The 21,641-nt window shown below is 55.8% G+C and carries 20 protein-coding genes and 1 tRNA gene; 10 read left to right on the top strand and 11 right to left on the bottom strand.

Going from position 1 to position 21,641, the window contains the following annotated elements:
- Positions 1–43 precede the first annotated feature (43 nt).
- Genes ACN0RL_RS00895 through ACN0RL_RS00915 form a run of 5 tightly spaced genes read right to left on the bottom strand, consistent with a single transcriptional unit; the run spans position 44 to position 6,151 of the window.
- Positions 44–274, bottom strand: coding sequence for a formate dehydrogenase subunit delta (locus ACN0RL_RS00895; protein WP_417512754.1), 231 nt, complete (start codon positions 272–274; stop codon positions 44–46).
- Positions 271–1,146, bottom strand: a complete 876-nt coding sequence (fdhD, locus tag ACN0RL_RS00900) for a formate dehydrogenase accessory sulfurtransferase FdhD (RefSeq protein WP_417512755.1) — start codon at positions 1,144–1,146, stop codon at positions 271–273. The genes ACN0RL_RS00895 and fdhD overlap by 4 nt, the downstream gene beginning before the upstream one ends.
- A complete protein-coding gene (gene fdhF, locus ACN0RL_RS00905; RefSeq protein ID WP_417512756.1) occupies positions 1,127–4,048 on the bottom strand; it encodes a formate dehydrogenase subunit alpha in 2,922 nt (973 codons plus the stop codon). Before fdhF ends, fdhD begins: the two co-directional genes overlap by 20 nt.
- A 1-nt stretch (position 4,049) precedes the next feature.
- Positions 4,050–5,609, bottom strand: coding sequence for a formate dehydrogenase beta subunit (locus ACN0RL_RS00910; protein WP_417512757.1), 1,560 nt, complete (start codon positions 5,607–5,609; stop codon positions 4,050–4,052).
- 17 nt (positions 5,610–5,626) lie between these two features.
- Entirely contained in the window at positions 5,627–6,151 is a 525-nt protein-coding gene (locus ACN0RL_RS00915) for a formate dehydrogenase subunit gamma (protein WP_417512758.1), read from the bottom strand.
- Positions 6,152–6,243: 92 nt separating this feature from the next.
- Here ACN0RL_RS00915 and ACN0RL_RS00920 point away from each other — a divergent pair, with 92 nt between their 5' ends.
- Positions 6,244–7,317: a substrate-binding domain-containing protein gene (locus ACN0RL_RS00920; RefSeq protein ID WP_417512759.1), complete on the top strand. Its 1,074-nt coding sequence runs from the start codon at positions 6,244–6,246 to the stop codon at positions 7,315–7,317.
- 6 nt (positions 7,318–7,323) lie between these two features.
- Here the strand turns inward: ACN0RL_RS00920 and ACN0RL_RS00925 are convergent, their stop codons facing one another.
- Positions 7,324–8,019: a GntR family transcriptional regulator gene (locus tag ACN0RL_RS00925; RefSeq protein ID WP_417512760.1), complete on the bottom strand. Its 696-nt coding sequence runs from the start codon at positions 8,017–8,019 to the stop codon at positions 7,324–7,326.
- A gap of 123 nt (positions 8,020–8,142) precedes the next feature.
- Here ACN0RL_RS00925 and ACN0RL_RS00930 point away from each other — a divergent pair, with 123 nt between their 5' ends.
- The 6 genes from ACN0RL_RS00930 to ACN0RL_RS00955 all read left to right on the top strand — a co-directional run bounded on the left by ACN0RL_RS00930 (position 8,143) and on the right by ACN0RL_RS00955 (position 14,866).
- Positions 8,143–9,492, top strand: coding sequence for a glutamine synthetase family protein (locus ACN0RL_RS00930; RefSeq protein ID WP_417512761.1), 1,350 nt, complete (start codon positions 8,143–8,145; stop codon positions 9,490–9,492).
- The gene (locus tag ACN0RL_RS00935) at positions 9,492–10,802 is read left to right on the top strand and encodes an NAD(P)/FAD-dependent oxidoreductase (protein WP_417512762.1); all 1,311 of its coding nucleotides are present in this window, start codon (positions 9,492–9,494) and stop codon (positions 10,800–10,802) included. The genes ACN0RL_RS00930 and ACN0RL_RS00935 overlap by 1 nt, the downstream gene beginning before the upstream one ends.
- Positions 10,803–10,833: 31 nt before the next feature.
- Complete coding sequence (locus ACN0RL_RS00940; protein ID WP_417512763.1) at positions 10,834–11,916, top strand: polyamine ABC transporter substrate-binding protein; 1,083 nt, start codon at positions 10,834–10,836, stop codon at positions 11,914–11,916.
- A gap of 75 nt (positions 11,917–11,991) precedes the next feature.
- Positions 11,992–13,131: an ABC transporter ATP-binding protein gene (locus tag ACN0RL_RS00945; RefSeq protein WP_417512764.1), complete on the top strand. Its 1,140-nt coding sequence runs from the start codon at positions 11,992–11,994 to the stop codon at positions 13,129–13,131.
- Complete coding sequence (locus ACN0RL_RS00950) at positions 13,128–14,060, top strand: ABC transporter permease subunit (RefSeq protein ID WP_417512765.1); 933 nt, start codon at positions 13,128–13,130, stop codon at positions 14,058–14,060. The genes ACN0RL_RS00945 and ACN0RL_RS00950 overlap by 4 nt, the downstream gene beginning before the upstream one ends.
- Positions 14,057–14,866, top strand: a complete 810-nt coding sequence (locus ACN0RL_RS00955; RefSeq protein ID WP_417512766.1) for an ABC transporter permease subunit — start codon at positions 14,057–14,059, stop codon at positions 14,864–14,866. The genes ACN0RL_RS00950 and ACN0RL_RS00955 overlap by 4 nt, the downstream gene beginning before the upstream one ends.
- 118 nt (positions 14,867–14,984) lie before the next feature.
- On the opposite strand, the gene ACN0RL_RS00960 is transcribed toward ACN0RL_RS00955, so the two are convergent.
- Positions 14,985–15,058, bottom strand: a tRNA-Gly gene (locus tag ACN0RL_RS00960).
- Positions 15,059–15,131: 73 nt separating this feature from the next.
- Between ACN0RL_RS00960 and ACN0RL_RS00965 the strand changes: the two genes are divergently transcribed.
- The 3 genes from ACN0RL_RS00965 to ACN0RL_RS00975 all read left to right on the top strand — a co-directional run bounded on the left by ACN0RL_RS00965 (position 15,132) and on the right by ACN0RL_RS00975 (position 18,008).
- Positions 15,132–16,856, top strand: coding sequence for a potassium/proton antiporter (locus ACN0RL_RS00965; RefSeq protein WP_417512767.1), 1,725 nt, complete (start codon positions 15,132–15,134; stop codon positions 16,854–16,856).
- Positions 16,857–16,963: 107 nt separating this feature from the next.
- Entirely contained in the window at positions 16,964–17,524 is a 561-nt protein-coding gene (locus ACN0RL_RS00970; RefSeq protein ID WP_417512768.1) for a L,D-transpeptidase family protein, read from the top strand.
- Positions 17,525–17,726: 202 nt separating this feature from the next.
- Positions 17,727–18,008 carry an Lpp/OprI family alanine-zipper lipoprotein gene (locus tag ACN0RL_RS00975; protein WP_417512769.1) on the top strand — a complete coding sequence of 94 codons (282 nt, stop codon included), beginning with the start codon at positions 17,727–17,729 and terminating at the stop codon, positions 18,006–18,008.
- A gap of 86 nt (positions 18,009–18,094) precedes the next feature.
- On the opposite strand, the gene ACN0RL_RS00980 is transcribed toward ACN0RL_RS00975, so the two are convergent.
- Genes ACN0RL_RS00980 through ACN0RL_RS00995 form a run of 4 tightly spaced genes read right to left on the bottom strand, consistent with a single transcriptional unit; the run spans position 18,095 to position 21,625 of the window.
- Complete coding sequence (locus tag ACN0RL_RS00980) at positions 18,095–19,144, bottom strand: L,D-transpeptidase family protein (protein WP_417512770.1); 1,050 nt, start codon at positions 19,142–19,144, stop codon at positions 18,095–18,097.
- 53 nt (positions 19,145–19,197) lie between these two features.
- Positions 19,198–19,767 (bottom strand): TMEM165/GDT1 family protein, encoded by a 570-nt coding sequence (locus ACN0RL_RS00985; protein ID WP_417512771.1) that lies wholly within the window; start codon positions 19,765–19,767, stop codon positions 19,198–19,200.
- A gap of 37 nt (positions 19,768–19,804) precedes the next feature.
- Complete coding sequence (locus ACN0RL_RS00990; RefSeq protein WP_417512772.1) at positions 19,805–21,196, bottom strand: DHA2 family efflux MFS transporter permease subunit; 1,392 nt, start codon at positions 21,194–21,196, stop codon at positions 19,805–19,807.
- A 3-nt stretch (positions 21,197–21,199) separates the two neighbouring features.
- A complete protein-coding gene (locus ACN0RL_RS00995; protein ID WP_417512773.1) occupies positions 21,200–21,625 on the bottom strand; it encodes a MarR family transcriptional regulator in 426 nt (141 codons plus the stop codon).
- Between the last annotated feature and the right edge of the window lie 16 nt (positions 21,626–21,641).

Consider the following 21,641-nt stretch of genomic DNA (forward strand, 5'->3'; position numbering starts at 1 on the left):
ATTTCAGAAGGTGTGAAGAACAGCTATACCAACCATTTTTAGTTTATCCCGCTGCGGCCTCCAGCTTCGCTATGGTCGACCGTGCTGGTGCAGAAAGCTCAGCCGGATTTTGCTTGGCGTAGGCAATTATTTGCTGTTTCATGCTGCGGGCCCAAAACTTATGTAAATGGTCGGCTGCCACGTCGGTCACCTTATCGTCATCGCCGTGATGCCGGTTGTTGGCAATAATCTGGTCGAGCATTTTGATCAGGTTATTCAATTGCTGGTCACTCACAACACCTTCTCCTGAGCTGTATTATCACTGCAGGTATAAATTACGTGGCGCCCCGGGCGGGCAAAGCCGATCAGGTTCATGCCGCTTTTCCGGGCTTCTCGAATGGCCAGGGCGGTAGGAGCCGATACCGCCACAAGAGTGCTGATACCCACACTGGCGCTTTTCTGCACCATTTCAAAACTGGCGCGGCTGGAGATCAGAGCGAAGCCATCGCGAAAGGCCTGATCGCCATGTTCACGTAACCGCGCGCCGATCAGCTTGTCCAGCGCGTTGTGCCGACCAACGTCTTCCCGAGCCTGGACAATCCGGCCCTGGCCATCGCACCAGACTGCGCCGTGGGTAGCGCCGGTTTGCAGTTGCAGCGGCTGATGCTTTTTCAGGTTTTTCAGTGCTTCTTGTATGGCTTCATCACCGGGAAGCGGCTTCGTCATCACCTTTTCAAGTATCCGCACCACATGAGCAAGGGATTCTGTACCGCAAAGCCCGCAGCCGGTTCGCCCTGCCATGTTGCGGCGCTGCTCCCGCAGGCGTGCATAACAATCGCCGGCAATGTGCATATCGACTTCTATGCCGTCTTCGCCCGGCTTTATCTCGATGCTGAAGAGTTGATCCGGCCGCTGCAGAATGCCTTCGCTCAAGCTGAAACCCAGGGCAAAATCTTCAAGATCGCAGGGCGAGGCCATCATCACCGCATGGGACACGCCGTTATAGACCATGGCCACGGGGACTTCTTCTGCAATCAGATCGTGGGATCGGGCGCCCTCTATACCGCCGCGCACGCTCACCGAGCTTCCGCTCATCGATGGCGGCAAAGTGCTGGCGGCTGAATCGTGCAAAACCGCCGATGCCTGACTATTTGAGTGCGTTTGCATGGCTGTCTTCCCCACTTTCCATGGCCGGCTTGAGCAAGGCCTGCTGGCGCTCGTCGAAGTTCACAAAATTGCGCTGCCAGTCTGATGGCTGAGACACTTTTTCTACCTGAACGGCGGTTACCTTGTATTCCGGGCAATTGGTTGCCCAGTCGGAGTTATCCGTGGTGATTACGTTGGAGCCGCTGCCCGGATGATGAAACGTTGTGTAAACCACACCCGGCAACATGCGGGTGCTTAGCCTGGCCCGCAGCACCGTTTGGCCTACGCGGCTACTGATGCCCAGCCAATCACCGTCTTTCACACCGCGCAATTCGGCATCGCTGGGGTGCAGTTCCAGCAGATCTTCATCGTGCCAGTCGCTGTTGCTGGTTCGGCGAGTCTGCGCACCTACGTTGTACTGCGACAAGATACGCCCGGTAGTCAGCAGCAACGGGAAACGACGATTGGTTCGCTCCTCACTGGCCAGGTATTCAGTCACAGCAAAGCGACCTTTGCCGATGGGAAAGTCCACCGTGTGCATGGTGGGCGTGCCATCCGGGTGCTCATCGTTGCAGGGCCACTGGATACTGCCCAGTTGCTCCAGCTTGTCGTAATTTACACCCGTGAAGGTGGGCGTCAGTGAAGCAATTTCATCCATGATTTCAGAGGGATGATTGTAGTGCATGGGATAACCCAAAGCGTTGGATAGCGCCATGGTCACTTCCCAGTCTTCCCTGCCGGCAATCGGTTCCATTACTTTGCGCACGCGGTTAATACGACGCTCAGCGTTGGTGAAGGTGCCGTTCTTTTCCAGAAAGGTGGAGCCTGGCAGCAGCACATGGGCGAACTTGGCGGTTTCGTTCAGGAAGATATCCTGCACAATCAGGCAATCCAGAGCCCTCAGAGCCGATTCCACATGCTGGGTATTGGGGTCTGACTGCGCAATGTCCTCACCCTGCACATACAGCGCTTTAAATGACCCGGCGATAGCCGCATCAAACATGTTCGGAATGCGCAGGCCCGGTTCGTTGTCGATGGGCACACCCCAGACAGCCTCGAAGCGCTCCCGCACCGCCGGGTCGTTCACGTGCTGATAACCCGGCAGTTCATGGGGGAAGGACCCCATATCGCAGGAGCCCTGCACGTTGTTTTGCCCGCGCAGCGGATTTACCCCACCGCCCTCTTTGCCGATGTTGCCAGTGGCCAGTGCCAGGTTGGCAATGCCCATAACCATGGTGGAACCCTGGCTGTGTTCGGTCACGCCCAGGCCATAGTAGATGGCGCCGTTGTTTGCTTGTGCATAAATGCGAGCCGCTTCGCGGACTTTGTCCGCCGCTACACCGGTTACCGCTTCCATGGCTTCCGGGGAATTGCGCTCCTCCGCAATAAACCTGCGCCAGGCGTTGTAAGCCTTGGTATCACAGCGGTTATTAATGAAGTCCTGATCTTCCAGTCCTTCAGTGACAATCACATGTGCCAATGCGTTAACTATGGCCACGTTGGTGCCGGGGCGCAGTGGCAGGTGCAGGCCTTCTTCAGCGTTTGGCGTGTGAATCAGATCAATACGGCGCGGATCAATCACGATCAGCTCGGCTCCCTCGCGCAAACGCTTACGCATCAGCGAGCCGAATACCGGGTGGGCATCGGTCGGGTTGGCGCCAATCACCATGATGGTGTCGGCTTTCATAACCGAATCGAAGGTCTGGGTGCCAGCCGATTCGCCCAGAGTAGTTTTGAGGCCATAACCGGTGGGGGAATGGCATACTCGCGCGCAGGTGTCGGTGTTGTTGTTACCGAAGGCTGCCCGTACCAGCTTCTGCACCAGATAGGTTTCCTCATTGGTGCATCGGGAGGAGGTGATGCCGCCAATGCTTTCACGGCCATATTCAGCCTGAATGCCTTTGAGCTTTTTGGCTGCGAATTCGAGCGCTTCATCCCAGGACACGACTTTCCACGGGTCGTTGATGGAATCGCGAATCATCGGCTCTTTGATGCGGTCTTTGTGTGTGGCGTAACCAAAGGCAAAGCGGCCTTTTACACATGAGTGACCATGATTGGCTTCGCCGCCTTTGTAAGGAACCATGCGCACTAACTGATCGCCTTTCATTTCAGCTTTGAACGAGCAACCAACACCGCAGTAGGCGCAGGTGGTGACTATGCTGTGCTCGGGCTGACCGGCGTCGATCACGCTCTTTTCCATCAGCGTGGATGTGGGGCAAGCCTGCACACACGCTCCACAGGATACGCACTCGGAATCCATGAACGGGTCGTTCTGGCTGGCCACCACTTTGGAATCAAACCCGCGGCCTTCAATGGTCAGCGCAAAGGTGCCCTGTACTTCGTCGCAGGCGCGCACGCAGCGCGAACATACAATGCACTTGCTGGGGTCGAAGCTGAAGTATGGGTTGGAATCGTCAATTTCGGCGTCCAGATGGTTTTCACCGTCAAACCCGTACCTTACTTCCCGCAAGCCGACGGTGCCGGCCACATCCTGTAACTCGCAGTTGCCGTTGGCCGGGCAGGTGAGGCAGTCCAGCGGGTGGTCGGAGATGTAAAGTTCCATGATGTTGCGGCGCAGCTTCGCCAGTTTGCCGGTCTGGGTGGTAACGGCCATGCCTTCTGTCACAGGTGTAGTGCAGGAGGCCGGGTAACCGCGGCGGCCTTCGATCTCTACCGCGCATAGGCGGCACGAACCGAAAGGCTCCAGGTTGTCAGACGCGCACAGCTTGGGAATATTGATGCCCGCCAGCGCCGCCGCCCGCAAAACCGAAGTGCCCTCCGGTACAGCAATCTCGCGGCCATCGACGGAGACAGATACAAGCGTTTCCGACACCCTTGCCGGAGTGCCGAAATCAAAATCAGGGTTCGGGATGCTCGTGCCGGCGTCGTAGCTTTGTGTGTTCGGATCGTAATAGTGCAACATGTTATGCCTCCACCGGGCGCGGGCTGGCCATCAGGTCTTCCGGGAAATATTTCATCACGCTTTGTACCGGGAAGGGCGTCATGCCGCCCATGGCACAGAGGGAGCCGTCCACCATGGTTTCACACAGGTCTTCCAGTAATTCCAGATTGCTGTCCCGGTTCTCACCGGCACGGATGCGGTCAATTACTTCCACGCCGCGCACCGAACCGATCCGGCAAGGGGTGCATTTACCGCAGGATTCAACAGCGCAGAACTCCATAGCGAAACGCGCTTGTTCGCCCATATCCACAGTGTCATCAAACACCACCACACCACCGTGCCCGATGCCGGCGCCGAGTTTGGCGAAGGCTTCGTAATCCATCGGTGTATCCCACTGGCTTTCAGGCATGTAAGCCATCAGTGGGCCGCCCACCTGCACGGCTTTCATGGGCCGACCGGTAAAGGTGCCGTCTCCGAAATCCTCCAGCACTTTGCGCAGGGTCACGCCAAAGGCCAGCTCGATCAAACCACCCTGTTTGATGTTCCCCGCCAGCTGAATGGGCAGGGTGCCCAGCGAGCGGCCCTTGCCGTAATCGGCGTAGGCTTTGCCGCCGTGAGCCATGATGTACGGCACCGCCGCCAGCGACAGTACGTTGTTTACCACCGTAGGCTGTCCGAACAAGCCTTTGATAGCGGGCAGCGGCGGCTTTGAGCGCACCAGCCCGCGCTTGCCCTCCAGGCTTTCCAGAAGAGAGGTTTCCTCACCACAAATATAGGCGCCTGCGCCGAGGCGTACTTCCAGACGGAATTTGCGGCCATTGCCACAAACGTTGTCGCCCAGATAGCCGTGAGCCTCTGCCCTGCTGATAGCCTCATCAAGCATTTTCCTGGACAGCAGGTACTCTGAGCGTACATAGATAAAACCAAGGGTCGCACCCACCGCAAGGCCGGCAATGGTCATGCCCTCTATCAGCATGTAAGGGTCGCATTCCATCACCAGGCGATCGGCAAAAGTGCCGGAATCGCCCTCGTCGGCATTGCACACCACGTATTTTTGCTGGCCGTGCGGCTCATCCAGCACGGTCTGCCATTTGATGCCTGCGGGGAAGGCCGCGCCGCCGCGACCTCGCAGGCCGGAGGCCTTCACCTCATCCACAATGCCTTGAGGGGTCAGCGCTGCGGCCTTCTTCAGACCGGCAAAGCCGCCGTGGGCGATGTAATCTTCAATACAGATCGGGTCGGTAATACCGATGCGGGCGAACGTAAGGCGTTGCTGTTGCTGCAAGTAGGGGTGTTGCGTGATATCGCCCAGATACAAAGGGTGATCGGGATGCCCCTCAAACAAGCCGGCAGCGACCAGTTCTTCAACCTGATCTGGTTCCACCGGACCATAAGCGACGCGGCCATAAGGCGTTTGTACTTCAATCAGAGGTTCCAGCCAGAACAGCCCGCGTGAGCCGTTGCGCACCAGATTCAAGTCCAGGTTCTGCGCTGCCGCTGCGACCTGCAGATCTTGCGCGACTCGGTCGGCACCCAGAGAAAGGGCTGTGGTATCGCAGGGCACATAGATTGTTATTGTCATGGGGTTTGCTCCTGCCTTTATACTAGCTGCAGAACGGACGTGGTGAGTTTGTCCGCCAGCTGATCGAATTTTTGCGGGGTCACTCGGCCGATAATTTCGTTGTTCACGCGAATAGACGGCCCGCAGGCGCAGTTGCCCAGGCAGTAAACCGGCAGCAGAGTGAATTCGTTATCGGCGGTGGTCTCGTGATAGCCCACGTCCAGCTTCTCTTGAACGTGGCGCTCAAGCGCGCGACTGCCGCGGGCCTGGCAGGCCTCTGCACGGCAAACCTCCAACACGTTGCTGCCCGCCGGGCGGGTACGGAAATGATGATAGAAGCTGAGAACTCCGTGAATATCGGCACGGGTTTGCTGCAGCATTTCAGCAATGATGGGCACAGCACCTTCGGGCACATAGCCGACGCGGTCCTGTATGGCATGCAGAATGGGGAGAAGCGCACCGGGTTCGTGCTGTAGGGCTGTGACTTCCTGGCGGATCATGTCAGGGCTCCAGTCGCCGGCAACGGGTAGCGCTTTGTGGTCAGCCCTCTCTGACATATGCATAACTATTCCTATTTGTTTTTATTCTGATACAGTAAAAAGACTCGATTTGTTCAAAATAGCACTCCTGACACCGGTACGGAATATGAACAAAAGTGCATAACAAAAAACTGACCATATCCCCGGCCTGGGTATTTCGCACCGACACGGACGAACTCTTCGAGCCCGTTCTGTTTCGCCTGCTGGCAAGCATTCGTGATACCGGCAAACTCACCGTTGCCGCAGCAGCCGTTGGTATTTCCTACAGGCATGCCTGGAATTTGCTCAATCGGGGTGCCGATATTCTGGGCATGCAATTGGTGGTTATGCGAAAAGGCCACGGAAGCCGGCTTTCTGCTTTGGGTGAGAAACTGCTGTGGGCAGAACACCGGGTAACCGCACGGCTTGGCCCCCAAATCGACAGCATGGCTGCGGAGCTGAACGATCAGGTTCAGCAGTTACTGGCAGGCGCGAAACCCACTCTGCGCCTGCATGCAAGCCACGGCTATGCGGTCGCTTTACTGCCCGAATTTTCAGAGCAGGTAAGCATCAACCTGCAATATCGGAACCCCGAAGAGGCACTTTCGGCTCTGAATAGCGGCGAGTGCGATATCGCAAGTTTTCACCTGCCTACATGCCCGTCACTCGCACGGCAGATTATCAGCCACTACAAAAAGCACCTGGACGGTCACGAGCACCGCCTGATCCGCTTTGTTACCAGGCGCGAAGGCTTGATGACGCGCAAAGGCGAACACGAGAGCATTCGCACTTTGCAGGATCTGAGCACTTCTGGCCTCAGCTTTATCAGCCGCGATCGGCATTCGGGCACCCGGATACTCTTTGATCTTCTACTGAAGCAGCAAGGTATAGCCAGAGATAGTATCAACCGCACTTCCCAGCAGGAGTTCACCCACACGGCGATTGCAGCCTTTGTAGCTTCGGGAATGGCGGAAGTTGGTTTTGGGGTACAGGCGGCTGCCGAGCAGTTCAACCTGAATTTTATTGAAATGGCCAGCGAGCACTACATGCTGATCTACCGCCAGGATCGCCTGCCCTCTGCGACGCTCGAAAGCCTGACAGCGCTCATGAAATCACCCGCATTGCTTGATCGCATTCACAAGTTGCAAGGGTACGAACCGGATCGTTCCGGCGAGGTCACCACATTCGACACTCTGGCAGAAGAAGCCTGACAACCGTCAGGCGGCGTCTGTTACCGCCAGCAGATTGCGGCCAGATCTCAACACACCGTCACTGATGTCGTTGGTGATGGCGTCTTCCAGAGCTATTGCGTCACGGGTCGTCAGGGCCGCAAGAATTTCTTTGTGGCGATCAATCTCGTAATACTCGTTTACTCTTGTAAGAACCTGGCGCTGGAATGGACCGAGCTGCAGCCAGATACTTTCAATCATTGGCATTGATGCCTGAGCCGGATTAACCGTGTACAACGTGCGGTGAAAATCCTGGTTCAACAGCGTCAACTGGTCGAGATCCCTTTCCGACACGAACCCATCCATCCTGTCATCCATTTCCGTCAGCTTTTCGATGATGACATCCGACATATACGGCAATGCCCGCTTGGCTGTATGAACCTCAATCGCAACGCGGAGCGCGACCAGCTCCTCAAAGCGCTCGAGTGTCATCAAAGGCACCGTCATGCGCCGATTATCTTTGATCTGTATCGCATGTTCCGAGCTGAGCCGCCGCACTGCCTCACGCACCGGGGTCGGGCTGAGCCCCAGGCAATCTGCCAATCCACGCATAGTCAGCGAGGTGCCGGGCTCAATCGCGCCCAGCATGATTGCGTTACGCAGACGCTCGTAAACGTATTCCTGCGTGGTTATCCCGGATATAGCGGGAATATCAGGAATGTTGAGTTCGCCGTTACTGGTCATCAGGCCGCCTCGGGCTTGTTGGAGGTGGTCATATTATCAAAATACATTGACACATTTAAGATAATGATATAAATATTTGTCAAATGATATCACAAATTTTTAAAGGGTATCGCAAGGTGATCCATGTCTGACAATAAAGCCGAAACCTGGCTGGCACAGCATCCTGAGATTGATTCCATTTTTGCGTGCGTGTGTGACCTGAACGGCACCATGCGAGGCAAGCGCGTTCCGGTAGAGCAGTTGGCCAAGGTGATAGACGGCGGGCTGCGGATGCCGTTATCGATTGTTGGCATGGATATCTGGGGCGAGGATGTCGAAAACAACGAGCTGGTTTTCGAGACCGGTGATTCCGATGGGCTATGCGATTTTACCGGCCGCCCGCTGATGCCCATTACCTGGACCAGCCGCCCCACTGCACTGGCAATGCTCTGGATGAGGCAGGAAGATGGCACACCGTTTCCGGGCGATCCCCGTCGAGCGCTGGCGCGCGTGGCCGAACAGTACAAGGCGCGAGGGCTGACGCCTGTCGTGGCAACCGAGCTGGAGTTCTATCTGGTAGATCCCTCGGAAGACTATCCGCAAGCACCCTGCTCCCCGGTCACTGGCAAACGCCTTGAATCCGACGGCGCGCTGTCGCTGGATGAACTGCAGCATTTTGATGAATTTCTGAACGATGTCTACGATGCCTGCGAATTGCAGGGTATTCCCGCCGATGCCGCGATCTCGGAAAACGGCGCCGGCCAGTTTGAGATCAACATGCGTCACGTCGCTGATCCTTTGCGTGCGGCCGACGATGCAGTGCTGTTCAAGCGGCTTGTGCGCGGCATTGCCCGCAAGCACGGGTTTGCGGCCACGTTCATGGCGAAGCCGTATGGTGCGCTTTCTGGCAGCGGCTTTCACGTCCACTTCTCACTGATCGATGAAAACGGCGTGAACGTCTTCGACAATGGCGGCGATGAAGGCTCGCCCCTAATGTTGAATGCAGTAGCGGGAATGCTGGCCACAATGCAGCAAAATACCCTGACATTTGCGCCACACGAGAATTCCTTTCGACGTCTTCTGCCTGGAGCCCACGCGCCAACGAACGTTGCCTGGGGCTACGAGAACCGGACCGCTGCCATCCGTATCCCTGGCGGCGCCGCAAGCGCGCGACGCATAGAACATCGTGTCGCCGGTGCCGATGCCAACCCCTATCTGGTGTTAACCAGCATCCTGGGTGGCGCGCTGATGGGTATCGAGAACAACCTCGAGCCCGCCGCACCCATCACCGGGAACGCCTACACAATGAAGCTCGACACTCTGCCTCTGGACTGGGCAACTGCCATCGACGCCTTTCAAAAGGGTGCCGATGTACCGAACATCTTCTCCAAGCGACTGCAAACGATGTTGGTCGAATGCAAAATGCAGGAGTTACGCACGTTCGCCCGCCATGTGACCAATTTCGAATACCACAGCTACCTGGAGATCGTGTGATGAGCTCCCAAAGCCATCCCTATGCGGGTGACGGCAACCACACCACAAGTTACTACGCCGCCTCGGCCAATCCTGCCCCGGAAAGGCCGGAACTGACCGGTGATCATCATATCGACGTCTGCATCGTCGGCGCCGGGTATAGCGGGCTCTCAACAGGCCTGTACCTTGCAGAAAAAGGCTACAAAGTCGCCATCATTGAGGGCGCGCGGGTTGGATGGGGTGCGTCGGGCCGTAACGGCGGCCAGATCGTAAACGGCCTGAACGCCAGCCTGCAAACCATCAAAAAACGCTACGGACAAGACACGGCCACGTTCGTAGCCGGCCTGGTGCAGGAAGGTGGCGAGATCATCCGTGAGCGAATCAGCACCTACGACATCCAATGCGACCTGAAAGACAAGAACATTTTTACGGGGCTGACCAGCGCCCACATGAGCGAACTGGAAGAGCGGATGAAGCTTTGGGCCAGTTACGGCCTGAAAAACCAGGAGATGCTGGACAAGGACCAACTGCGCAAATACGTCAATTCCGACCTTTACGCGGGCGGGATGATTGACCATTCCGGCGGCCACATGCACCCGCTGAATCTGGCCCTGGGCGAAGCCGCGGCGTTTGAGCAGAACGGCGGCACGATCTATGAGATGTCCGCCGTAATCGACGTGGATCACGCAGCGGCGCAACCCGTTGTCAAAACCGCCAAAGGCTCAATGACGTGTAAAACGCTGGTTCTTTGCGGCAACGCCTACCTGGGCCATGTGGTGCCGACACTCACCTCAAGGGTGATGCCGGTATCAACACAGGTAATGGCAACCGAACCCTTGGGTGAGGCACGGGCGCGGGAACTGATTCCATCGGATGCCTGCGTCGAGGACATTCGCTACATCCTCGATTATTACCGATTGTCTGGTGACAACCGCATGCTGTTTGGCGGCGGCACTGTTTATGGTGGTGCCGATCCCGTTGACATCAAAGCCAAGTTGCAGCGCAACATGGACAAGGTATTCCCGCAACTCAAAGGGGTCAAAATCGACTACGCCTGGAGTGGTAATTTTGCCCTTTCATTCAGCCGTGTGCCGCAGATGGGGCGCATCGGAAGCAACACGTATTTCGCTCACGGCTACAGCGGCCATGGCGTGACTGGATCGCACACCTTCGGCCGCATTCTGGCCGAGGCAATCCACGGCGACATGACCCGGTTCGATGTGTTTGCCAAGGTACCCTGGTATCCGTTCCCCGGTGGGCGCATGTTCCGCGTTCCCTACTCGGTGATGGGCTCCTGGTGGTACGGGCTGCGCGACAAAATGGGTATCTGATCAAACAATAAAAATTATTGAGGAAAACACCATGAAAAAAACAACAATGATCTTCGGCGCGCTGGCGCTGACTACCAGCTCAGCATGGGCCGATGGTGAACTGAACGTGTACCACTGGTCGGATTACGTGGCCTCCGATACCATTTCCAACTTTGAAAAAAGAACCGGCATCACGGTCAATTTCGACGTGTTCGACAGCAACGAAGTGCTGGAAGCCAAGATGCTGACGGGCGCAAGCGGCTACGATGTGGTGGTGCCTTCAGTCGAATTTCTCGCTCGCCAGGCGCAGGCCGGCCTTTATGCCAAAATCGACAAGAGCAAGCTGAAGAACTACGGCAATCTTGATCCCGACATTCTCAAAATCATTGCGGTAAATGACCCCGACAACACCTATGGCGTGCCCTACATGATGTTCTCAGTGGGGATCGGCTATAACATCGACATGATCAAAGAACGTATCGATGCCGACAAGATCGGCAGCTGGGACATGGTTTTTGATCCGGACACCGTAGCCAAACTGGCCGATTGCGGTGTGGTGATAATGGACTCGCCGTCTGAAGTCATGGCATCGGCGCTGAATTATCTGGGGCTGGATCCGCATTCCGAAGATAAAGGCGATCTGGAGAAAGCCAGCGAGTTGATGCTGGGTGTTCGCCCCCATATTCGCTATTTCCATTCGTCGCAATACATTAACGATCTGGCCAATGGCGACATCTGTCTGACTATCGGCTATTCCGGCGACATACTGCAGGCACGCGATCGTGCTGCAGAAGCAGGACAAGGAACCAATGTTGCTTATACGATCCCGAAAGAAGGCGCACTGATCGGGTTCGACATGATGGCGATTCCCGACGATGCACCAAACCCTGAAAACGCCTTGAAGTTCATTGACTACATCCTCGAACCAAAAGTTGCCGCCGACATCACAAACTATGTGTATTTCGGCAACCCGAACACGGCTGCCACGGAATTCGTAAACGAAGACGTTGCGAATGACCCGGGAATCTACCCTCCCCAGGACGTCAAGCTGAAGATGTTCGTTTCCAAGCCGCACTCAGCACGCTATGACCGCACACTGACTCGCACCTGGACCACGATCAAGACCGGAAAATAAACCTGCATGTTGTCGCCCGGGCTTACCCTGGGCGGCGACCATTTCCGGGATTTTTTTTGGGGAAGGGGGACAATCATGCCTGCCGTCATTTCAGTGCCAGATCCAAAACCGTGGGTCGATCCGAACGCGGTGCCGTTTTTACAAATCAAAAATGTGACCAAAAAGTTCGGCGACTTTACGTCGGTCTACGACGTTTCTCTGGATATCTACAAAGGTGAGATCTTTTGCCTTCTGGGCGGGTCGGGTTGTGGCAAATCGACTCTGCTGCGAATGCTGTCGGGGTTTGAGGATCTTACCTCCGGCCAGATCATTATCGACGGTCAGGATCAGGCCGGTATCGCGCCTTACAACCGGCCCACCAACATGATGTTTCAATCCTACGCACTGTTTCCGCACATGACTGTGGAAAAGAACATCGCTTACGGGTTGAAACGCGACGGCCTGCCCAGGGCAGAGATTGCGACTCGCGTGACCGATATATTGTCGTTGGTGCAGATGGACGGCTTCGCCAGACGTAAGCCGCATCAGCTGTCCGGCGGCCAACGTCAACGCGTTGCGCTCGCCCGCTCGCTGGTGAAGAAACCCAAGTTGCTGTTACTCGACGAACCTTTGGGCGCGCTAGACAAGAAATTGCGCGAAGAGACCCAGTTTGAATTGATCAAGATTCAGGAAAGCCTGGGCGTGACCTTTGTGGTGGTTACCCACGACCAGGAAGAAGCCATGACGCTGTCCAGCCGGATCGGTGTTATGACCGCCGGTGAGATCGTTCAGGTTGGCACTCCGCGCGAGATATACGAATACCCGCGAAACCGGTTTGTTGCCGATTTCATTGGCTCGGTGAATATCTTCGAGGGTCGTATCGCCGAGGATGGCGTGAGCCACGTAATTGTCGCATCACCCGAAGCAGGTCTGGACATCTATGTGCCGCACAGCATCAGTGGAATAATTGGCCAGAAAGTTGCGGTTGCGGTGCGCCCGGAAAAAATCGTGATCAGCAAAGATGATCTGGGAGATCTGCGCAACAAGCTCACGGGCATCATCGATGAGATTGCCTATATGGGTGATGCGTCTGTGTATCAGATACGGCTAGATAACGGTAAGCGCGTGCGCGTTAATCAGACAAATCTGACTCGCTCGGAAGAGAGCACGCTGAATTACGGTGACCGGGTGAATCTGGGCTGGGACGGCAGTGCCGGGGTTGTGGTGACGTCATGAGCAGCTTGCCACTGGGGTCCAGGATCGCGGCACTTCTGGGCCGGATGGGACTCAAGGGGCGCATCCTGGTTATTGCTATTCCTACCGTCTGGCTGCTGCTCTTTTTCCTGATTCCGTTTCTGGTAGTGGCAAAAATCTCGTTTTCTGTGGCTGCTATTGCCCGGCCACCCTATTTGCCAATCGTCGAATGGGTCGATGGATTTTTCAGAATCAATCTGAATTTCGGCAACTATCTGTTCCTCCTCGAGGATCCTCTTTACGTCGCGGCCTATCTGGGCTCTGTCAAGATTGCCGGTATCTCGACCCTCTTCGCGCTGCTGATCGGGTATCCGATGGCTTACCTGATTGCACGCTCGGAGCCGGATCGGCGCAACCTCTTGCTGATGCTGGTGGTACTGCCCTTCTGGACATCATTCCTGCTGCGCGTTTATGCGTGGATTGGTTTTCTCAAGAGCAACGGGGTCATCAATAATTTTCTGATGAGCATCGGAATCATCGACGAGCCGCTGGTGATGTTACAGACGGATTTCGCAGTCTATATCGGTATCGTTTACACCTATCTGCCGTTCATGATCCTCCCGCTTTATGCCAATTTGGTAAAACTGGACGAGGCCTATCTTGAGGCATCTGCCGATCTGGGCGCACACCCGATGACCACCTTTTTTACCGTTACCTTGCCGCTTTCTCTGAGCGGGATCATCGCAGGCTGCATGCTGGTATTCATTCCCGCTGTTGGTGAATTTGTCATCCCGGCGCTTTTGGGCGGGCCGGACACTCTCATGATTGGCCAGGTGCTCTGGAACGAGTTCTTCTCGAACCGCGATTGGCCCATTGCCTCGGCCGTTGCCATCGTAATGCTGTTTGTTCTGGTGATCCCGATCATGCTGCTGCGCTGGGCCCAATCAGCGAGCGAAGGAGACACCCGATGAAACCTAAATCCCGGTTTCTTATGGTCGTCGGCATTCTGGGCTTCACCTTCCTTTACGCACCGATCCTGTCACTGGTCATCTTCAGCTTTAATAAAAGCCAGCTGGTGACGGTATGGGGTGGGTTTTCAACCAAATGGTACGGCGAGCTGTTCCGTGATCCACAAATCCTGGAGGCGGCGTGGGTCAGTGTGCGTATCGCCCTGGCCAGCGCAACCCTGTCGGTTGTGATTGGCACGGTGGCATCCTTCGTGTTAATCCGGTTCCAGCGCTTCCGTAGCAAGACACTGCTGAGCATGATGATTACGGCGCCACTGGTAATGCCTGAAGTGATTATTGGCCTGTCGTTGCTGTTGATGTTCGTCGCGATGGAAGGCCTTGTTGGCTGGCCCGGCGGGCGTGGTATTTTGACGATCATCATCGCGCACTCAACATTCGGTGCGGCCTATGCGGCGGTGATTATCCAGTCACGACTGGTGGATATGGATCTGTCGATAGAGGAGGCCGCGCTGGATCTTGGCGCGCGCCCTGTGCGGGTATTCTTCGACGTGACACTGCCGGTGATTGCCCCGGCGCTGATGTCAGGCTGGTTACTGGCCTTCACCCTCAGTCTGGACGATCTGGTGATTGCCAGCTTTGTCTCCGGCCCCGGTGCCTCGACCCTTCCGATGGTCATCTTCTCGAAAGTCCGGTTGGGAGTCAGCCCGGATGTGAACGCACTGGCGGCGATCATTATCGGTGTTGCCTCGTTAGGAATTATTATCGCAGCCTTGCAGATAAACCGCAGCAGCAAGGTATCCCGGAACTGACACTGGCGGGGCCTGCGGCCCGGTTCAGGATATCACCCGCGCCATCGGCTCTGACGGCAGCCAACCATTTGATACAAATCTGCTTTGCGTTGATACTGAAAGGCATCGAAATTCGGTATGGAGCGGGTGATGGGAATCGAACCCACGTGTGCAGCTTGGGAAGCTGCCGTTCTACCATTGAACTACACCCGCCAGAAGGCGTGACTACCCGCGCAATATAAGCGCTTCCGCCGGTTCCCGGCAAGCATTCTCTTTGGGAGTTCTGATGGATCCAATGCTCACCCTGGTAGGTGCTCTGATGCTCGTCATCAGCATTGTTCTGAGCCCACTTTCCAGCCGGGTCGGTATGCCGGTGCTGCTTATTTTTCTGGCGGTGGGCATGATGATGGGCAAAGACGGCCCGGGCGGCATTGAGTTCGACGATTTTCAGCTTTCTTTCCTGGTCGCCAATCTGGCGCTTGGCGTTATCCTGCTTGATGGCGGCATGCGTACCCGGGCAGAAACCTTCCGTGTGGGCCTCAAACCTGCACTGGTACTTGCAACCGTTGGCGTCGCCATGACGGCCCTGGGGGCAGCCTTCGTTGCCTGGCTGGTCTTCGAACTGCACTGGATGACGGCCCTGCTCATTGGCGCCATTATCTCATCAACCGACGCGGCCGCCGTCTTTTCACTGTTACAGGGTCGTGGACTGCACCTGAATGAGCGCGTCAGTGCCACGCTGGAAATCGAATCGGGCAGCAACGACCCCATGGCGATTTTTCTCACGCTGATGATGGTCACGGTGATCACCAGCGGTGGTGAGCACGCCATACACGATTCATTGATTCTGTTGTTCAAGCAGTTCAGCATTGGCGGCGTTGGCGGGATCCTCGGCGGCTTTCTGATTGCTGAGCTGGCCAATCGCATTCGGCTGACGCCATCACTTTACCCTCTGCTCGTGGTCGCCGCCGGCATTCTGGTGTTTTCTGTTATCAATGCCCTGGGGGGCAGCGGGTTTCTCGCCATCTACCTGTGCGGTGTTGTGATTGGCAATCGCAAGGTACGTATGATGCCGATGATCCTTCAGGTACACGATGGTCTGGCGTGGCTGGCCCAGCTCTGTCTGTTCCTGATACTTGGCCTGCTGGTCAACCCGTCGGACCTGCTGCCTCTGGCTGGAAGTGGCCTGATACTGGCGTTGGCGCTGATTTTTATAATCCGCCCCTTAACCGTAATGCTCATCGTCTGGCCATTCGGGTTTAACCGCAGGGAGCTTGGTTTTATCAGTTGGGTAGGGCTCCGGGGGGCTGTGCCTATTGTTCTGGCGTTGTTCCCGATTATTGCCGATCTGCCCGAGGCTCAGCTGGTTTTTCATGCAGCGTTCTTTATCGTTCTGGTGTCACTTCTGGTTCAAGGCACAACGCTCACCCCGCTTGCCCGCGCTCTACGCCTGGAAATTCCAGCAGACGGGGAGCCCTACCGCCGCCTGCCTCTGGACGCCCCTGCAGCAGGCGATCACGAGTTAATGTTGTTTCCTTTACGGGGCGAAAACTGGGAAACACCCAGAGTGCTGGGCCAGCTCCGCTTTCCGGAAAATACGGCCGTTGCCGGCGTTTTCCGCAACCGGGTATGCCTGCAACCCAAAGCAGATCTGGAAGTATCCAGTGGCGACATGGTCGCCATGTTTGCCACTCCCAGCGTTCTGAAAGAGCTGGGCAAATCGCTGAGCGGCCGTCACACACCGAAATATCTCGCGGAGCGAGCATTTTTCGGAGACTTTGTTCTCAACGGGGATGCGCTGCTTGGGGATGTAGAACAGGTCTATGGCATAGAGTTTGATGAACTCCCGCCAGAGCTGTCACTGGCAGAATGCTTTGCGCGGCGCACCAAGGGCCACCCGGTTGTTGGCGACACGGTGGTTCTGGGGCCAGTTACTCTGGTGGCCAGAGCCATAGAGGCCGACCAGGTCACCAAGGTTGGCCTCAAAATGGACAAGTCACAAAATGCCTGACAGCCGCACCAGATAGCTATAAAAGTTAACAAAACCCCTTAACAGCTGGCCTATTGGTTATGTTATAAAAGCTCTGAGCAAAGATTAATCATTGGTAAGTTAAGGTTATGGCTATTCTCCGTCTATTGGTCTCTTGTCTGCTGGCTCTTTTTGTTGCCGCAAGCCTTCCGGCCTTCGGCTCTGAGCTGCTGGCCAGAGCAGATTCCCGTATGCCGACACTGAACGATTCGCCAGGCGAGTCTCTGATCGTCAACAGAGTGCTGGTGAAAAAAGGGCAGCGTCGTCTTTTTCTGATGAATGGGGAAGAAATCATCCGGAGTTACCGCATATCACTTGGTGATAATCCGGAAGGACACAAGCTCTTTGAAGGAGATGAACGCACACCGGAAGGCGATTACACGCTGGACTGGCGAAATTCCGGCAGCGATTTTTACAAATCCATTCACATTTCCTACCCGAGTGGAAAAGACCGTGAAATGGCGGAAAACTGGGGCCTGGACCCCGGTGGCAGCATTATGATTCACGGCCTGCCCAATGGCGCAGGAGACATGGCTTTTGCTTATACCGGCCTGGACTGGACCAACGGCTGCATTGCCGTAAATAATCAGGAAATGGACGAGATCTGGCAACTGGTCAACGATGGCACACCCATTCGCATTCTCCCCTGACCGCTTTTCGCTGACACAAGAATTAAGTTGTTGTCATAACCTAAGAAAATTTACGTATACTTAGTTAACATTTCGTCTCAGAGTGTTTTACACTGTTTTACGACTCCGGTAGTCAATGCCTATCGGGCCGAAACTGAGAGGAAGTCGTCTGAACTGACTTTCGGACCAACAGGAAGTAATTCGATCAATAAGGGGATTTACAATGCGTAAACTGACGATCGCCGGAATCGCACTGGCTACTGCTCTGACTGCAGGTTGTGCAACTACTGACCAGGGCGCTCTCGACGAAGCCAATGCAACTGCCAGCTCTGCTGAGATGACTGCAGACAAGGCAATGAACACCGCTAACAGCGCTGCCAGCTCTGCGCGTGCTGCACAGAAGACTGCAGACCAGGCTCTGGCCGCTGCAAAAGCAGCTCAGAAAGCTGCTGACGAAGCTAACGAGCGCGCCAAGCGTATGCTCGACCGTGCAAGCATGAAGTAAGAGTTCAGCTTAAGCACTACGAAAAAGGCCGGGAATCCCGGCCTTTTTTATTGCTTCAACTTTTTTCGTACTGCCTCCCCCAAAAATCAGAAATACAGCTTCTGCTCAGGCTCTTCCGATGCAACAGGCTGCTTGTTTTCTGACGTCTTATCTGCCGCCAGACGGGCAACCTGTTCACCGACCATGGCGGGAATGCCGTCAGCCTGGTCTACGGCCAACTCTATAGCTCTGCGCTGAACCTCAACCCCCGGATGTTTCTCGCGGAATGCTTCCACTTCAAGGGTAACTTCCCGCCACAGACGATCGCGATCCTGCTTGCTGTAATCTTCATGGGGGCGATGAACCTCAAGCCACACCTCACCACCAGACAGTCCCATTTTAACCGGATCATTTACGATCTGAACCGAAGTGCCCTTATTTACCTGATACACAAAGCGGGATATGTCTTCGTTGTACATCCGGAAACAGCCATGACTGACCGGCATACCTACGCCAAACAACTTGTTGGTGCCGTGGATCAGATAGCCCTTTTCACTCAGCAGAAGAGCATGGCTGCCTAAAGGGTTATCGGGGCCGGGCGGTATCATTCGGGGCAGATAATCGCCAGAAGCTTCATATTCTGCGCGAATGCTGGCAGGGGGATACCATGCAGGTGATTCCAGCGGCATGGTAACCTTGGCGTCTGTCAGCGGAGACGGATTCTCTGCGGACCCCACACCGACCGGATAAACCTGTACGCCACTCTCGGTGAAATAGTAAAGCCGGTACTCCGCCAGGTTGATAACGATACCTTCCCGGCGTGCCTCCGGAATAATGTATTGGCGCGGCAGTGTAATCGTAGTGCCCTCTCCCGGAAGCCATGGGTCCACCCCGGGGTTCGCTTTGACGAGCTCCAGATAACCCAGCGCAAGCTGGCTGCCAACTTCCGCAAAGGTGTCTTCGTAGCGAGTGGTGAACACGCCCAACTGACCGGCCAGATCACCGCTCACCTTGAACGTTGGCACCCTGGGACTGCGATCAGGAGCCTCTGCAGAACCCGGTTTTTCAGGAGCGCTTCGCTGCTCAGCGGCCCACACGGGCTGTAAAGCCAAAGCACCGGCCAGCAGCATCAGTAGTGAATACGTTTTGAATCCCATAAATCCCGTTCCAGAAAAACCTGCTTCTCAGCGTGCAATGACAGCAGTCACTCTCAAGAGTTCCAGAGCACCGATGAAAGGGTAACCACGGCCATAACCGCAAACAGCATGCTCGCACAAATCCGCGCTGTCGCCAGCGGCATGCGATCCATTAGCCACTGACCCGCCATGATAACCGGTATATTGGCCAGCAACATCCCCACTGTTGTACCGATGATAACCCAGATCGTTTCAGTAAATCGGGCAGCCAGTACAACGGTCGCTACCTGGGTTTTGTCACCGATCTCTGCCAGGAAAAACATGACGGTTGTCGCCATAAAGGCGCCCATACCGAGAAACCGGGACTCATCGTTATCGTCCTTGTCCGGAATCAGAAGCCACAGCGCAATCAACACGAAACTCACTGCAAGAATCCAGGGCAACCAGGCTTCGGGAATCCATGCAGCGACCCAGGCGCCCAGCCAGGCAGACAAAGCGTGATTCAGGATCGTCGCAACCAGAATGCCCATGATAATGGCAGTTCGTCGCGAGTAGCGTGCAACGAGAAAGAGCGAGAGCAACTGGGTCTTGTCGCCAATTTCAGCAATGGCGACCGCTATGGTGGAGGTAAGAAAGGCATCCATCAATCAATCCGGTGAAGAAGTCGGGAAACACTGCACTCTACACGCGCATTCGCCAAACCGGAATGGCTGCAACGGCGACAAATACGGCAACAAGCCACCAGGCCGAATGGAAAGCGCTGATAGTTGGCACACCGTCACTATGCTCACCAAACTCGATAGTCAGTGCGACGATATTCACACCAAACGCGCCACCAAGCTGGCGGGTAAAGTTGATAATGCCAGAGCCTGCGCCCAACTCCTCTGGCTCAAGAGGATTGAGCGCACCTGTGGTCAACGCCGGCAACATGAAACCGATACCCACGCGGCCAAGCATCGTCCAGAGCACCAGCCAGCCAAAGGCCAGCGCCAGGCCAGACAGCGCAAACAGGACCGCTGACATCGCAAAAACCACAATCCCGAAAATAACCAGCTTTCTGGCACTCTCCCTGTCTGCCAGGCGGCCTGCCAGCGGGAAGGTCATACCCAGCACAATGCCCGCAGGCAGCATCAACAGACCGGCCTCTGTAGCAGTAAATCCCAGGGCAGTCTGGACATACAGCGGTATAAGATAGGTAGAGCCGAATAGCGCCAGCCCAAGCGCCATTGCCCCCATATTGGCGTACAAAAAAGAAGGTTTTCGCATCAGAGCAAGATTGAGCAGGGGGAACTTTATTCTCTGCTGGCGCCGCACGAACATGACGAGAAACACCAGAGCTGCCAGACCTTCGATCGCAATGCGACCCTCCTGGCCCGCCAGGCTCTGCACCCGGTTCAGGGTGTCAAGGGTCAGGCCTATGGTGGTTCCCAGTAAAACCAGCCCCGGCAGATCAAACCGATAGGGTGAAGGGCGGGAAGGGGGCGTGGGCAGAAACCGCAGCGCCATGAAAACGCCGAGAAATGTGACCGGAGCCGGCGCAAACATCACATAACGCCAGTCAAGCTGATCCACCAGAAAACCGCCGAGCACTGGCCCGAGCGCCGGTGCAAGTACAATGCCCATGCCATAGATACCCATGACACGACCACGCTGATTGCGAGGGAAAATCCGGAACACCAGATACATGCCCATAGGCTGCATCACGCCAGCCATAGTGCCCTGACCGATACGGGCCGCAATCAACTGTTCCGGCGAGTTCGCAAACCCTCCTGCCAGTGAGACCAGCGTAAAGGCCGCCATAGCGAAAGCCAGAGTCTTGCGCACCCCGAAATGATCAAGCAACCAGGAAGAAGCCAGCATGGTAGTGGTCATGGCGGCGATAAAACCTGTTGCCAGCCAGTGCACCTGCCCTTGCCGGATACCGAACTCCACCATGATATCGTGGAGTGCAACGTTCACCACTGTGGCGCTAAGAACAGTCGCAATGGTTCCCAGCATCACCGTAACGAGCGCAAACCAACGCCACCGGGAGCCGTACCGGTCAGTTAAACCCGCAACAGAATTATCACTCAAGGATTACTTCTGCTTTTCAGCGTTATCCAGAATTTTGTGGAACACTTTCAACGCGCTCTCGATATCGTCCATGCTGATACCCTCAAGCATCTCGTCCCGCAGCGCATCAGCACGGGCTGTCAGTACTTCCATGAATTCCCGGCCGGGGTCGGTGAGGTGCAGGCGACGGGCGCGGCGATCATTGGGGCAGGCACGGCGCTCTATTAGTTTCTGTTCTTCCAGGCTGTCGAGCAGACGCACAAGTGTCGGGTTTTCAATAGCCATCAGGCTGGCCAGTTCGCGCTGGGTCAGGCCTTCACCACCCTGCTGAAGATAGACCATAGTAGTCCACCGGGCCTGAGTAACACCCAGATCTTTCAGGCGCTCGTCTAACAGCTTGCGCCAGCGACGGGTAACCCGGGCCACGGCAAAAGGAAACTGATCTTTCATGGTTAATACTCCGTTC

It is taken from the genome of Marinobacter sp., from assembly GCF_048259445.1.
In the GTDB taxonomy this organism is placed as follows: domain Bacteria; phylum Pseudomonadota; class Gammaproteobacteria; order Pseudomonadales; family Oleiphilaceae; genus Marinobacter.

Excerpts from the sequence above, each read along its gene's own strand:
- fdhD (WP_417512755.1), bottom strand. The coding sequence starts at position 1,146 with ATGCAAACGCACTCAAATAGTCAGGCATCGGCGGTTTTGCACGATTCA.
- fdhF (WP_417512756.1), bottom strand. The coding sequence starts at position 4,048 with ATGTTGCACTATTACGATCCGAACACACAAAGCTACGACGCCGGCACG.
- ACN0RL_RS00910 (WP_417512757.1), bottom strand. The coding sequence starts at position 5,609 with ATGACAATAACAATCTATGTGCCCTGCGATACCACAGCCCTTTCTCTG.
- ACN0RL_RS00915 (WP_417512758.1), bottom strand. The coding sequence starts at position 6,151 with ATGCATATGTCAGAGAGGGCTGACCACAAAGCGCTACCCGTTGCCGGC.
- ACN0RL_RS00925 (WP_417512760.1), bottom strand. The coding sequence starts at position 8,019 with ATGACCAGTAACGGCGAACTCAACATTCCTGATATTCCCGCTATATCC.
- ACN0RL_RS00930 (WP_417512761.1), top strand. The coding sequence starts at position 8,143 with ATGTCTGACAATAAAGCCGAAACCTGGCTGGCACAGCATCCTGAGATT.
- ACN0RL_RS00935 (WP_417512762.1), top strand. The coding sequence starts at position 9,492 with ATGAGCTCCCAAAGCCATCCCTATGCGGGTGACGGCAACCACACCACA.
- ACN0RL_RS00940 (WP_417512763.1), top strand. The coding sequence starts at position 10,834 with ATGAAAAAAACAACAATGATCTTCGGCGCGCTGGCGCTGACTACCAGC.
- ACN0RL_RS00945 (WP_417512764.1), top strand. The coding sequence starts at position 11,992 with ATGCCTGCCGTCATTTCAGTGCCAGATCCAAAACCGTGGGTCGATCCG.
- ACN0RL_RS00950 (WP_417512765.1), top strand. The coding sequence starts at position 13,128 with ATGAGCAGCTTGCCACTGGGGTCCAGGATCGCGGCACTTCTGGGCCGG.
- ACN0RL_RS00955 (WP_417512766.1), top strand. The coding sequence starts at position 14,057 with ATGAAACCTAAATCCCGGTTTCTTATGGTCGTCGGCATTCTGGGCTTC.
- ACN0RL_RS00965 (WP_417512767.1), top strand. The coding sequence starts at position 15,132 with ATGGATCCAATGCTCACCCTGGTAGGTGCTCTGATGCTCGTCATCAGC.
- ACN0RL_RS00970 (WP_417512768.1), top strand. The coding sequence starts at position 16,964 with ATGGCTATTCTCCGTCTATTGGTCTCTTGTCTGCTGGCTCTTTTTGTT.
- ACN0RL_RS00975 (WP_417512769.1), top strand. The coding sequence starts at position 17,727 with ATGCGTAAACTGACGATCGCCGGAATCGCACTGGCTACTGCTCTGACT.
- ACN0RL_RS00980 (WP_417512770.1), bottom strand. The coding sequence starts at position 19,144 with ATGGGATTCAAAACGTATTCACTACTGATGCTGCTGGCCGGTGCTTTG.
- ACN0RL_RS00985 (WP_417512771.1), bottom strand. The coding sequence starts at position 19,767 with ATGGATGCCTTTCTTACCTCCACCATAGCGGTCGCCATTGCTGAAATT.
- ACN0RL_RS00995 (WP_417512773.1), bottom strand. The coding sequence starts at position 21,625 with ATGAAAGATCAGTTTCCTTTTGCCGTGGCCCGGGTTACCCGTCGCTGG.